The organism is Shinella sp., assembly GCF_035998705.1.
GTDB lineage: Bacteria > Pseudomonadota > Alphaproteobacteria > Rhizobiales > Rhizobiaceae > Shinella.
In genome coordinates this window covers 627,331-639,676 of the sequence record NZ_DASYHH010000008.1, presented here as the reverse complement: position 1 = coordinate 639,676, position 12,346 = coordinate 627,331, and the positions used below count along the sequence as shown (strand labels likewise).

Genomic DNA, 12,346 nt, shown 5'->3' with positions numbered 1-12,346 from the left:
ACTTGGTGATTTGACGATGCGCTCCCTCAGCAAAACCAATCTCGCCGACACGGCCGTCGAGGCGATCCGCAATGAAATCCTTCGCCAGCGCTGGGGGATCGGCGAAAGGCTGCCGAACGAGGCGGCGCTGTCGGCTATGCTGTCGGTGAGCCGCGGCACGGTGCGCGAGGCCGTGCGCGTGCTCGTCTCGCAGGGCTATCTCGAGACGCGGCAGGGCTCCGGCACCTATGTACTCTCGACCGCCGATACGAGCCGTCCGCTCACCATGGCACGCCGCGCCGGCCTGCGCGACCAGTTCGAGGCCCGCCTGGCGCTCGATGCGCAGGCCGCGCGGCTTGCGGCTATGCGCCAGACGCCGGCGGTGATCGCCGGGCTTCGCGGCCTGCTCACCGAGCGCGGCAACTACGAGGGCGGCGACAAGGCAGCCTTCATCGCCCGCGATCTCGCTTTCCACCAGGCGGTGATCGCCGCATCGGGCAACGGCGTGCTGACGGGCATGTTCGATTTCTTCTCGACGCTGATCACCGAGACCATCGAGGCGACGCTCGGCGAGGACCTGCCGGAGCCGGACATGGCCGCCCATGCCGCGATCGTCGACGCCATCGAGAGCGGCGATCCGGATGCGGCGGATGCGGCGGTGCGCCGCTTCATGGCGCCCGTCCTTTCCGCCCTCGACCGGTTGCTGATGTCATGAGAAATCCCGACCCGAACGATCCCGGCGCCATCGACCTGATCGACGCCGAAGCCGACAGCGTGCCGGCGCCGGCTCCGCACCGGCCGCCGACGCCGGTTGCCCGCTTTCTGCTCGGCGCCAGCCTCGTGCTCATCGCCTTCAACCTGCGGCCCGTCTTCTCCAGCGCCTCGGCGCTGCTGCCGGAAATCCGCGAGAATCTTGGCCTCTCCGCCACCGGCGCCAGCCTGCTGACGACGCTGCCCGTCGTCTGCCTCGGGCTGTTTTCGCCGCTGGCGCCACGGCTTGCCCAGCGGATCGGCACGGAGCGCACATTGCTCGCCGTCGTCTTCCTGCTGGCGCTCGGCACGGCGCTGCGCGGCTTCTCTTCCCTGCCATTGCTGTTCTTCGGCACGGCGCTCGCCGGCGCCTGCATCGCGGTCGGCAATGTCCTCCTGCCCGGCCTCGTCAAACGCGATTTTCCCGACAAGGCGGCGCTGATGACGGGCTGCTACACGATGGCGCTCTGCGCGGGCGCCGCGAGTGCCGCCGGCCTGACGCTGCCGGTCGAGCATGCGCTCGGCGGCTCGCTCGATGGCGCGCTGGCGATCTGGGCGGTGCCCGCGGTGATCGTCGGCCTGCTCTGGCTGCCGCAGGTGCTGTCCACGCGCATGCAGGCCAAGCGCACGGGCTTTCGTGTCGAAGGCCTGTGGCGAGACCGGGTGGCCTGGCAGGTCACGCTTTTCATGGGCCTGCAATCGGCACTTGCCTATTGCGTCTTCGGCTGGCTGGTGCCGATCCTGCGCGAACGCGGGCTCGACGGCGTCACGGCCGGCGCCATCGTCTCCATGTCCGTGATGGTGCAGGCCGGCGCCTGCCTCGTCGCGCCGCATCTCGCCGTGCGTGGAAAAGACCAGCGGCTGATCAATGTCGCGCTCTGCGCCATCGCCGTCGTCGCCCTTCTCGGCCTGCTCTTCGCGCCGCTGTGGACGGTGTGGTTCTGGGCGGTGCTGCAGGGCATCGGGCAGGGCGGGCTGATCGCGGTGGCGATGACCGTCATCGTGCTGCGCACCCGCGATCCGCATGTCGCGGCGCATCTGTCCGGCATGGCGCAATGCGTCGGCTATCTGCTCGCCGCCATCGGGCCGCTCGTCGTCGGCCTCATTCGCGGCTGGACCGGCAGTTTTGCCTGGAGCGCGGTGCTTTTCGTGGCGCTTGGCCTCGGCGCTGCGGTGAACGGCTGGTTTGCAGGGCGCGCGCTTTATGTGAATGCGCGCACCGTGGAAACCGCGGGCTGAACGGTGCCCGCCTCGGTCACGATGATGTCCATCGCAATGTCGTGCGGCTGCGGATAGATCGTCGCCAGCCGCGCCGCGCCGTAGCCGACGCCGATGACGCGCGGCCTCGCCGGCAGGGCCGCCAATGTGCGGTCGAAGAAGCCGCCGCCGTAGCCGAGCCGGTAGCAGGCGGCATCGTAGCCGACGACCGGCGCGAGCACGATATCCGGCAGGCAGGGGCGCGATTCGGCCGGGATGGGAATGTTCCAGACGCCGCGCGACAGCGCCTCGCCCGATTGCCAGAGGTGGAATTCCAGCGGCCGTCCCTTCTCGACGACGACCGGCAGCGCCGTCCTGCCGCCGCGCTTGGCCACTTCGTCAAGCAACGGCCGAAGGTCCGGCTCGCCGCGAAAGGGCCAGTAGGCGCTGAGGATGCGGCCGCTGACATCGCCGATTTCCGCCAGCACGCCGGCGGCGATCGCCTCGCCATAGGATGCTCGTACATCAGCCGGCACCGCGAGCCGCGCAGCGATCAGCCGCTCGCGTTCGTTTTTGCGCCAGCGATTGACGTCGGTCCAGGTCTGCTGATCGGGCAGGCCGAGATAGGCCGGATCGACCTCATGCATGAAGCAGGCCGGCGAGGCAAAACTGGCGGGAATGTCGTCGTCATCCATCATGTTGGCCTCCGCAGGGTGGCTTGTCGTCAGAATGATCCCGGTTTCCTTATGTGGCAAACGAATTCCTGTCGCAGGGGCGTTCGGCCGCGGCGGCTTGACTTTGCCGGCAGGCTCACGCCATCATGGCCGCATGACGATGATGCACTCCATAGCCCGGTTTCTGAAGCGGTTGTTTCCGCTCGCAGGACACTAGCCCCTCGGCTTGGACGCGTCGCGCCCCGGTCGTGGGGCGATAGCGGTTTCGTCATATGACGGGAACCGCGACAGAAGAGCGCGACATGTTCCCCGTTTTTCCCTTTTCCGCGCGCCGGCCAGGCTGCGCGAACCGTGTCGTGAGGTTCCCATGATCACCAAGACCAAAGACAGGCGCCGGCCTGCCATCACCATCGCCCGTTCCGAACATGCCCGCCTGTCGAACCTCGCCGACATGCTGGCGGCGCGCGATCCCCATGCCGCCGAGCAGCTCGCCGCCGAACTCGACCGCGCAAAGGTCGTCGACGACGCGCGTTTGGCGCCCGGCGTGATGCGCATGGGCTCCGTCGCGCAATTCCAGATCGACGACGAGGCACCGCAGAGCGCCGAACTGGTGTTCCCGAAGGATGCCGATATTTCCCGCCAGCGCATTTCCGTGCTGACGCCGGTCGGTGCCGCCCTTCTCGGCCTTTCCGCCGGCCAGTCGATCCAGTGGGCGGCGCGCGATGGCCGGCTGCGGCGCCTCAGCGTCATCGCCGTTCATGCGGCGGACGAAGCGCGCGCCTGCTGAGGGTTTTGCCGGCCATGAAATTCCTGTCCTTCTCCGACGTCGGGCGCATCGGAGGTTGCCTCATCGCAGGATCGTGACCCCCTGTGCCGCACCCGCGGCCAGGGGGCTTCTCCACCATGGATTTTCGGATGTCCCGCCTGAAGCGCGGGCAGGATGGAGAATGGCGATGGGACAGGATCCCGCGATGCTCACGGCGAGAGACGGATATGTATTGGACAAGATGCTGCGCGACTGGCCACCGCTCACGCCGGAATGGCTGGCGCTCCTGAAGCGCAAGGCGTCGGCCGGCCGGTTAGCCAAGGAGGTGCGCGCCCCCGCCGATCTGGCGATGATCGATGCACGCGTGTCGTTCCGCTGCGCAAGCGGGCTTACGGATACCCGCAGGCTCTGCCTTCCCGGCAGCTATGCGCCGGGCGGCGCCTTCCTGCCGATCACCACGTTCTACGGCCTTGCCCTTCTCGGATTGCGCGAAGGTCAATCGATGGCCTTCGATCGGCCGGAGGGCCGGCGGGACTGGATCGTGCTGGAGAAGGTGCTCTTCCAGCCGGCCGGCGCGGATCCTGTCCCGTTAGCGCCACGGCACCCTTTCCGGCTGATTGCCGGCGGCTTCGTCGAACGCGCCTTCACGGCGGCGAATGAAAACGGCCCCGGAAGGGGTCCGGGGCCGTCTGCTGCCTGAAGGCGGGCGAAGGCCCGTCAGATCACGCCCTGCGCGCGCATGGCTTCCGCCACGCGGGTGAAGCCGGCAATGTTGGCGCCGAGCACGTAATTGCCCTTGGCGCCATATTCCTCCGCCGTGCCGGCGCAGCGATCGTGGATGCCCTGCATGATCTGGCCGAGCCGTTCACGCGCCTGCTCGAAGCTCCAGCTGTCCCGGCTGGCATTCTGCTGCATTTCGAGCGCCGAGGTGGCCACGCCGCCGGCATTGGCCGCCTTGCCGGGCCCGAACAGCACCCCCGTCTCCTGGAAGGCGCGCACGGCCTCCGGCGTCGACGGCATGTTGGCGCCCTCGGCCACCGCGATGACGCCGTTTGCGATCAGCGTCTTCGCATCCTTGCCGGAAAGTTCGTTCTGCGTGGCGCAGGGCAGCGCCACGTCGCAGGGCACGTCCCAGATCGAGCCCTTGCCGGACGCGATGAAATGCACGCCCTTGGTCTTGGCGCGCGCATATTCGGACAGTCGCTCGCGGCGCACTTCCTTGATCTCCTTGACGAGCGAAAGGTCGATGCCCTCCTCGTCTGCGATGTAGCCGCTGCTGTCCGAGCAGGCGACGACCCTGGCGCCGTATCTGATCGCCTGTTCCATGGCGTAGATCGCCACATTGCCGGAGCCCGAGACGGTGACCCGCTTGCCCTCGAAGCCGGAGCCCCTGGTCGAGAGCATGGCGCGGGTGAAATAGACCGCGCCGTACCCGGTCGCCTCCTTGCGAACCAGCGAGCCGCCATAGCTCAGCCCCTTGCCGGTGAAGACGCCCGCCTCGAAGCGGTTGGTCAGCCGCTTGTACTGACCGAACATCCAGCCGATCTCGCGGCCGCTGACGCCGATATCGCCGGCCGGCACGTCGGTATGCTCGCCGAGATGGCGGTGCAGTTCCGTCATGAAGGATTGGCAGAAGCGCATGATCTCGCCATCGGAGCGGCCCTTCGGATCGAAATCCGAGCCGCCCTTGCCGCCGCCGATCGGCAGGCCGGTCAAGGCGTTCTTGAAGATCTGTTCGAAGCCCAAAAATTTGATGATGCCGAGATTGACCGAGGGGTGGAAGCGCAGGCCGCCCTTGTAGGGCCCGAGCGCCGAATTGAACTGCACGCGAAAACCGCGGTTGATGTGCACCTGGCCGCGATCGTCCACCCAGGGCACGCGAAAGATGATCTGGCGCTCCGGCTCGCAGATGCGCTCGATCAGCGCGTCCGTCAGGTAGTCCGGGTGTTTCGAGACGACGAGGCCGAGGCTTTCCAGCACTTCGCGGGCGGCCTGGTGGAACTCCGGTTCCGCCGGATTGCGCTGCAACACCTGGGCAAGGATCGGTTCAAGCTTCTCGTCGACGGTCGCCATGGCGACACTCCTTTCGGTCTCATATTTCGGGAAGAGGGGCCGCCGGTCTGGCACCGGCAGGCCTCGGGTGACATCGTTCGGGCATGATGTCAGATGCCCTGCCCGTAGCCGCCCATCAGGCCGGCCGGGCCGGTCCGGGAGAGGCTTTTGGCAAGCGTGGCCAGAAGATCGGTCTGGGAAATGATGCCCATGACGCGGCTGTTGTCATCGATGACGACGACGGCGTGGATGCTGCCGTCGGTCAGGCGCGGCACGAGGCCGATCGCCGGGTCGGAGGCGCTTGCGGTCGCGGCTTCAGAGACGGGAAGATGGGTCGCGGGCGCCATGGCGGCGAGTTCGCGCAGGCCGACCGTGCCGAGCAGGCGCCCGTCGCCGTCGAGCACGGGCAGGGTGCGGATGTCGTGGTCGAGCAGCAGCGCGCGCGCCTCGTCGGCGGAAGCATTCGCGGCGACCGTCACCACATCGCGCGACATGATGTCGGCCGCGGTGAGTTCGCCGCGCTGGCGCAACAGCGCCTGCAGTTCGACCTGCCGGAGCAGCGCGTCGAGGTCGGCCCGGCTGATGTCGAGCGTCTCGTTCAGGCTGGCAATGGCGGTGTCGATGTCCTCGCTGTTGAAGCCGACGCGCAAGGCGGCGGGCGGATCGGCGGTCTTGTGCGTGTTGACGGGCGCGATCGTCTGGCGATGCGGGTACTGCCGCCCGGCCAGCCTGTGGAACATCATGCCGAGCGCCACGAGGATCAGCGAATTGATGGCGATCGGCACGAGCGGGAACCAGAAGCCGGCCCGCGTGACGGCGGCGCCCCCGATGACGGCCGTGAGGGCCGCGGCGCCGCCCGGCGGATGCAGTGAGCGGGTCAGCGACATGACGAGGATGGCGAGCGCCACGGCAAGGCCGATGGCGAGGGTCGGGTCGGTCACGAGCGTGGTGACGGTGACGCCGACGAAGGCGGAGATCGTGTTGCCGCCGACGATCGACCACGGCTGGGCAAGCGGGCTTGCTGGCACGGCGAAAAGAAGCACGGCGGAGGCGCCGATGGGCGCGACGATCAATGGGAGATGCGGGCCCTGGCCCATGAAGAGGCCGCAGACGAGGCCGGTGAGGCAGATGCCGATCAGGGCGCCGAGGCAGCCGATCAGGCGTTCCTTGAGCGTGGCGCCGGCGAGAATGGGAAAGAAGAGCCGGAACTTGGACAGAATGCCCGATTTCTGGGCATCGTGCTGAGGTGGGGCCACGATGATCCTGGTCTTAAAAAGGCAGATGACTATTTTCTAGGCTTATGTGCCTAACGCGCCGGGGACGCAAGGGTGCGACGGGAAGATTCTGTTTTGCCGTGAACGAGGGTGAGGGCGACGAATCGCAGGCAACAAAAAAGCCCGGAAAAACCGGGCTTTTTTGGCACAATCCGGAAAAACCGGAGTGGGAATTTGGTGCCCAGAAGAGGACTCGAACCTCCACACCCTTTCGAGTACCAGCACCTGAAGCTGGCGCGTCTACCAATTCCGCCATCTGGGCGACGGAGAGCCATGTAGAAGGCCCACACTCTTGTGTCAACAGGCTTTTTGAAGTTTTTGCAACAGCTTGGCGAAAACCTTGTTTACCGGCTGAGAGCCCATTCGCGAATGCGCGCCAGTCCGGCCGCGAGCAACCGGGCGGCGGCGGCCTCGTCCTTGGCTTCCACGTAGCAGCGCATTTCCGGCGCATTGCCGGAGGGACGGAAGTGGATGACGCTGGCATCGTCCAGCGTCACGCGCAGCCCATCGATATCGCTTGTCTTCATCGGCACGCCGATGGGGGCGAGGAAGGCGGAAAGCGCGCCTGCGCCCGATCGCAGCTCCGCCATCAGGGCGGCGCTGGTTTCGACCGGAAAATCCTCCAGTCGGTCGCTGGCGGCCGCAGGCAGGGCGAAGCCGGCGGTGATCTGCGAGAGCGGCCGGCTTTCCGCAGCGGCGAGTGCCAGCACGGCAAGCAACGGCATGAGGCTGTCGCGGGTCGGTAACGGGGCGAGCGCCTGGCCGTTCACGGTGAAGGGCGTGGCGGTCAGCGTGCCGCCATTCGCCTCGAAGCCGGCGACGGCGGTTTCGCCGCTCGCGATGGCGTCGTTCATCGCGGCGATCACGAAGGGCGAGCCGACCCTGGTGCGCAGCACCTTGCCGGCAACGGCCGCCTCGATGCCGGAATTCGAGGTCACCGGCGTGGCCACAATGGTCGCGCCGAGGAAGCGGCTGGCGATGAGGCCGACGAGATCGCCGCGGATCGGCATACCGGTCTCGTCCGTGATGAGCGGCCGGTCGCCGTCGCCGTCAGCCGAGATGATGGCGCGCAGGCCGTGCTGCACCGCCCAGCCCTGGAGCAGCGTCACGGTTTCGGGGGAAACCGCTTCCGTATCGACCGGAATGAAGGTCTCCGACCGGCCGAGCGCCACGACATCCGCACCATAGTGGATCAGCACCGCGACGAAGAGATCGCGTGCCACCGTCGAATGCTGGTAGACGCCGACCCTGAGGCCGGCGAGGCTTCCCTCCGGCAGAAGCGCGCGGTTGCGCGCCTCGTAGAGCGCCATGGTCTCCGCGTGGAGGTCGTCCGCGGTCTCCCGGGCCGCGTCGAAGCCCGTACCCTCGGCACGGATCGCGTCGGCGGCGGCGGTGATCGCGGCCTCGTCCGCCTTGTCGATCTCGCCGTCCGGCCGATAGAATTTGATGCCGTTGCGGTCGGCGGGGATATGCGAACCCGTCACCATCAGGCAGGCGGCGTTTCGCGCAAGGCCGGTCAGCGCGAGTGCCGGCGTCGGCAGCGCGCCGCAATCGCGTGGGTTGAAGCCGGCCTTGCGAAGGGCTGCGATGGCGATTGCCGCGATCGCCGGGCTGGAGGCGCGAAAATCGCGGCCGACGAGGATGTCGTCGCCCTTGCGGGCGAAGCCGGCGGCAAGCAGGTGGCGGGCAAAGGCGGTGGCGTAGAGCGCGGTGGCAGGCCCTTCGAGATCGACCGACAGGCCGCGCAGGCCGCTGGTTCCGAATTTCAGGCTCATGCGGTCACCTCATGTCTCCAGCGGTCCTGTGTTCCAGGGGATAGCGCGACCATGAATAAAACAAAATGCGTGAACGTAATGCAAAGCAGGGACGTGACAGGGAAATATCCCGCCAGGAACAGTGAGGATCAACATGTTGAAGATTCGAAATCTCGTTTTCGGTTGCGCGATGGGGATTGCCTCCGCGATCGCGCCCATGGGGGCGGCCCAGGCCGTTCCTCTCGCCGTACCGAAGGTAGAGACGAAAAGTGACGTCACGCAGGCGCAGGTGGAGTTCTGCTACGGCTATGGCTGCGAGCGCCGTTACCATCGTCGCCACTATCGCCCGTATTACGGTGGTTACGAGCGCCGCTATTATCGTCCGCGCTACGAGCGGCCGCGCTATTACGGTGGACGCGGGGCACATGTCGAATGGTGCTCCAACCGCTACCGCACCTACGACCCCTATACCAACCGCTACCATGCCGGCGGCGGGGTCTATCGCCTGTGCTATTCGCCCTATCGGTAAGCACGAACGATCCTAGGTCATGACACGGACGGCGGGCCCTGGCCCGCCGTTTGTGTTTCAGCCGGCGATATTGTCGGCCACCCGGTCCGTATGACCGAGATCGCGGCCCGGCTCGATGACGTCGCGCACGCGCTGCTTCAGCTCCTTCGGCCCCGGAAAACCGCCGTCGCGCTTGCGCTCCCAGACGAGGGCGTCGCCGACGCGGATCTCGAAATTGCCGCCGGTTCCGGGAATGAGTGCCACCTCGCCGATCGAGCCGGAAAAGGTCGACAGCAGCTCCTGCGCCATCCATCCGGCGCGAAGCAGCCAGTTGCACTGGGTACAGTAGAGAATGGAAACGCGTGGCTTTTCCCCGGTCATGGTCACCTCCTTCGATCACCGGAGCATATAGCAGGGCGGCCCGCTTGGCACGCGATCCGTTCACAACAATGTCAACTCAATTTATCAGGTTTTACCGGCGGACATCTTGTCGCAGCCACGGTCCTGTCGGAGAGGTGTTGCACTGCAACATAGAGACAGGACACCCCATGACGGACTTTTCCACCTCCCGCCCGCGCCTCATCATTCCCTCGCTCGGCGGCCTCTATTCGGCGCTGAGCGAAAGCGCGGAAACGATCCTGCGCGTGGCGGCCGGCCTGCTTCTCGTCACGCACGGCTACGGCAAGATCCTGAACCCCTTCGGCGCAAGCGGCATGGTGGAAAGCCTCGGGTTCTATCCCGGTGCGTTCTGGTCACCGCTGCTCGCGGCCACCGAATTCTTCGGCGGCATCCTGATCGCCATCGGCCTCTTCACGCGCCCCGCCGCCTTCGCGGCGATGATCGTGCTGGCCGTCACCGTCTATTTCCACGGTATCGTGCAGGCCGAAGGCCTGATGGGCGCGGAAAAGTCCATCCTCTGGACGCTGATCATGTTCTACTTCGTCATCCGCGGCGCAAACAGCCACTCGGTCGATGCCAAGCTCGGCCGTCAGTTCTGAACCACCTCTTCGTGCGGCTGCCGGCCTTGCCGCAGCCGCGCCCTGACGAGCGCGACCAGCGTCTCGCCGTCATAGGGCTTGCGGGCGACGGGAACGATCTCGAAGCCCGCGACGCCATTGCGGTGGATCTCGCCGACGGTGGTGAACAGCAGCGGCACGCGTGCCTCGATCAGCCGTTCGATGCGCGCCGTGATCCGGGTCGCGTCGAGCGGCACGTCGAGCAGGCAGAGATCGATATCCGCCAGCGCCGCCGTTTCCATTTGGTCGAGCTGTTCGGGCCGCAGCAGCGAAATGCGGCAATCGAGCGCTGCCTTGATCAGGTATTCCGCGTCGAGCGCGATCAGGAATTCGCGTTCGGCGATCAAGATGTGCGGAAGAGATTGTTCCATGGTGCCGCACTCCTATCCATGCGAAACAGCCGGAATCACCGGGGGTTTTGGACGCGGAATGTGGGCCGAGGGGGGGGCGGTGTCATTTAAAAAAGACATAGCATTCGGCCGCACGGAACAAGTATCGACGCCCGACGTTCAGGAAGCCAGCCCGGTTCCGGGCTTTGAACGGGAAGGACAGGGGCGACATGGCGAACAGCACGGCGGGCAACCACCATTCGAAATGGCGCACGCCCTGCCATCAATGTCCGTTGAGAGGGCTCGCCACATTCCGGGATTTTACGGCGAAGGAACTCGATTTCATCTCGCAGTTCAAGAGCGGCGAACTGTCGAGCGAACGCGGCGCGACCATCGTCGTCGAGGGCATGCACAGCGCCCATCTCTTCACCGTTCTCTCGGGCTGGGCCTTTCGCTACAAGCTCCTGCCGGACGGGCGTCGCCAGATCATGAACTATGTGCTGCCCGGCGACCTGCTCGGCCTGCAGGGCAGCCTGATGGGCGAGATGGACCATTCGGTGGAAGCGCTGACGCCCGTCACGCTCTGCGTCTTCGAGCGCTCCAAGCTGGAGCGCCTTTTCGAGCGCCATGCCTCGCTTGCCTATGATCTCACCTGGATCGCCGCGCATGAGGAGCGCATCCTCGACGAGCACCTGCTTAGCATCGGCCGGCGCACGGCGCTGGAGCGTACGGCCTATCTGCTGTCCTTCATTCACCAGCGGGCAAAATCGGCCGGCATCAACGGTGGACGGCGCGTCATCCCGATCACGCAGCAGCATGTAGCCGACACGCTCGGCCTGTCGCTGGTCCACACCAACAAGACGCTACGCAAACTGTCCGACCGCAATCTGATGCGCTGGCAGGACAAGGGTTGCGAGATCCTCGACCCGGACGGGTTGCTGACACTGGCCGGCTGGGAAGGGATGAAGAAGGAAGCCCGCCCGTTTATCTAGCGTTTTAAACGACATCCCAATGCAGCGGGAACATCGGGTCGAACACCGTCACCGGCCCGGCCCCCGTCTCGATCTTCGCCGGGAAGGCGACGGGCGCGGTCCGTTTCACCAGCCGGATCGTCTCTTCGTTGATCGGCAGGCCATACCAGGCCGGGCCGTTCAACGAGGCGAAGGCTTCGAGCTTGTCGAGCGCGCTGTCCTGTTCGAACACATGGGCAAGGCAGCTCATCGTGTTGATCGAGGTGTAGATGCCGGCGCAGCCGCAGGCGCATTCCTTCAGCGGATCGACATGCGGCGCGGAATCGGTGCCGAGGAAGAAGCGGGCGTCGCCGGAGGTCGCGGCCGCGCGCAGCGCCAGCCGGTGTTCCTCGCGCTTGGCGACGGGCAGGCAGTAATAATGCGGGCGGATGCCGCCGACGAGGATGGCGTTGCGGTTGATGATCAGGTGATGCGTGGTGATCGAGCCGGCGAGGTTCGCCTTCGCGGCCTTGATATAGTCGACGCCGTTTTTCGTCGTGACGTGTTCCATGGTCACGCGCAATTCCGGCAGGCGGTTGCGCAACGGATCCAGAACCGTCTCGATGAACACCGCCTCGCGGTCGAAGATATCGACCTCCGGTGTCGTCACTTCGCCATGCACGCAGAGCGTCAGGCCGATCTTCGCCATGCGCTCCAGCACGGGCATGGCTTTGTCCATATCACGCACGCCGCCATGCGAATTGGTCGTCGCACCAGCCGGATAGAGTTTCACGGCGCGGATCAGGCCGCTTTCATAGCCGGCTTCCACGTCGTCGGGGTCGGTGTGCTCGGTGAGGTAGAGCGTCATCAGCGGCTCGAACCGGTCGCCCTTGGGAAGGGCGGCGAGGATACGGTCGCGATAGGCGCTGGCATCCGCGGTGGTGACGACCGGCGGCACCAGGTTCGGCATGATGATCGCGCGGGCGAAATGGCGGCTCGTGTCGCCGATCACGCCTTCCAGCATGGCGCCGTCGCGCAGGTGCAGGTGCCAGTCGTCCGGCCGGCGGATGGTCAGTTCAGTGGTCATCGGTCATCTC

General features: G+C 66.2%; 14 protein-coding genes and 1 tRNA gene. 7 read left to right on the top strand and 8 right to left on the bottom strand.

What is annotated here, in order from left to right; genetic code table 11:
* Positions 1-16: 16 nt before the first annotated feature.
* Together VGN93_RS06125 and VGN93_RS06120 are read left to right on the top strand one after the other, a co-directional pair.
* Positions 17-694 carry a FadR/GntR family transcriptional regulator gene (locus VGN93_RS06125; protein WP_327506751.1) on the top strand — a complete coding sequence of 226 codons (678 nt, stop codon included), beginning with the start codon at positions 17-19 and terminating at the stop codon, positions 692-694.
* On the top strand, positions 691-1,968 hold the full coding sequence (locus VGN93_RS06120) for an MFS transporter (protein WP_327506750.1): 1,278 nt from the start codon (positions 691-693) through the stop codon (positions 1,966-1,968). The genes VGN93_RS06125 and VGN93_RS06120 overlap by 4 nt, the downstream gene beginning before the upstream one ends.
* Here the strand turns inward: VGN93_RS06120 and VGN93_RS06115 are convergent.
* A complete protein-coding gene (locus VGN93_RS06115; protein ID WP_414714032.1) occupies positions 1,932-2,624 on the bottom strand; it encodes a 5-formyltetrahydrofolate cyclo-ligase in 693 nt (230 codons plus the stop codon). The genes VGN93_RS06120 and VGN93_RS06115 overlap by 37 nt on opposite strands.
* A 343-nt stretch (positions 2,625-2,967) precedes the next feature.
* Here VGN93_RS06115 and rnk point away from each other — a divergent pair, with 343 nt between their 5' ends.
* Both rnk and VGN93_RS06105 read left to right on the top strand, forming a co-directional pair.
* Positions 2,968-3,387 carry a nucleoside diphosphate kinase regulator gene (gene rnk, locus VGN93_RS06110; protein WP_327506749.1) on the top strand — a complete coding sequence of 140 codons (420 nt, stop codon included), beginning with the start codon at positions 2,968-2,970 and terminating at the stop codon, positions 3,385-3,387.
* A 166-nt stretch (positions 3,388-3,553) separates the two neighbouring features.
* Positions 3,554-4,066 (top strand): hypothetical protein, encoded by a 513-nt coding sequence (locus VGN93_RS06105; RefSeq protein WP_327506748.1) that lies wholly within the window; start codon positions 3,554-3,556, stop codon positions 4,064-4,066.
* A 17-nt stretch (positions 4,067-4,083) separates the two neighbouring features.
* Here VGN93_RS06105 and gdhA read toward each other — a convergent pair whose 3' ends face one another.
* The 4 genes from gdhA to VGN93_RS06085 form a co-directional block, all read right to left on the bottom strand.
* Entirely contained in the window at positions 4,084-5,439 is a 1,356-nt protein-coding gene (gene gdhA / locus VGN93_RS06100; protein WP_319321986.1) for an NADP-specific glutamate dehydrogenase, read from the bottom strand.
* A gap of 89 nt (positions 5,440-5,528) precedes the next feature.
* Positions 5,529-6,680, bottom strand: coding sequence for an HPP family protein (locus tag VGN93_RS06095; RefSeq protein WP_327506849.1), 1,152 nt, complete (start codon positions 6,678-6,680; stop codon positions 5,529-5,531).
* A gap of 187 nt (positions 6,681-6,867) precedes the next feature.
* Positions 6,868-6,954, bottom strand: a tRNA-Leu gene (locus VGN93_RS06090).
* 82 nt (positions 6,955-7,036) lie between these two features.
* Positions 7,037-8,467, bottom strand: coding sequence for a phosphomannomutase (locus tag VGN93_RS06085; protein ID WP_327506747.1), 1,431 nt, complete (start codon positions 8,465-8,467; stop codon positions 7,037-7,039).
* Positions 8,468-8,600: 133 nt separating this feature from the next.
* Here VGN93_RS06085 and VGN93_RS06080 point away from each other — a divergent pair, with 133 nt between their 5' ends.
* Positions 8,601-8,975 (top strand): BA14K family protein, encoded by a 375-nt coding sequence (locus VGN93_RS06080; RefSeq protein ID WP_319322127.1) that lies wholly within the window; start codon positions 8,601-8,603, stop codon positions 8,973-8,975.
* A gap of 57 nt (positions 8,976-9,032) precedes the next feature.
* Here the strand turns inward: VGN93_RS06080 and VGN93_RS06075 are convergent, their stop codons facing one another.
* Positions 9,033-9,335 (bottom strand): SelT/SelW/SelH family protein, encoded by a 303-nt coding sequence (locus VGN93_RS06075; RefSeq protein WP_327506746.1) that lies wholly within the window; start codon positions 9,333-9,335, stop codon positions 9,033-9,035.
* Positions 9,336-9,502: 167 nt separating this feature from the next.
* On the opposite strand from VGN93_RS06075, the gene VGN93_RS06070 reads away from it, so the two are divergent.
* Positions 9,503-9,952 (top strand): DoxX family protein, encoded by a 450-nt coding sequence (locus VGN93_RS06070; protein ID WP_319322133.1) that lies wholly within the window; start codon positions 9,503-9,505, stop codon positions 9,950-9,952.
* Here the strand turns inward: VGN93_RS06070 and VGN93_RS06065 are convergent.
* Complete coding sequence (locus VGN93_RS06065; RefSeq protein WP_319322136.1) at positions 9,943-10,341, bottom strand: hypothetical protein; 399 nt, start codon at positions 10,339-10,341, stop codon at positions 9,943-9,945. The genes VGN93_RS06070 and VGN93_RS06065 overlap by 10 nt on opposite strands.
* A 188-nt stretch (positions 10,342-10,529) precedes the next feature.
* Between VGN93_RS06065 and VGN93_RS06060 the strand changes: the two genes are divergently transcribed.
* Positions 10,530-11,291 (top strand): Crp/Fnr family transcriptional regulator, encoded by a 762-nt coding sequence (locus tag VGN93_RS06060; RefSeq protein WP_327506745.1) that lies wholly within the window; start codon positions 10,530-10,532, stop codon positions 11,289-11,291.
* A 4-nt stretch (positions 11,292-11,295) separates the two neighbouring features.
* Here the strand turns inward: VGN93_RS06060 and pyrC are convergent, their stop codons facing one another.
* Positions 11,296-12,336 (bottom strand): dihydroorotase, encoded by a 1,041-nt coding sequence (gene pyrC, locus VGN93_RS06055; RefSeq protein ID WP_327506744.1) that lies wholly within the window; start codon positions 12,334-12,336, stop codon positions 11,296-11,298.
* Positions 12,337-12,346: the final 10 nt, after the last annotated feature.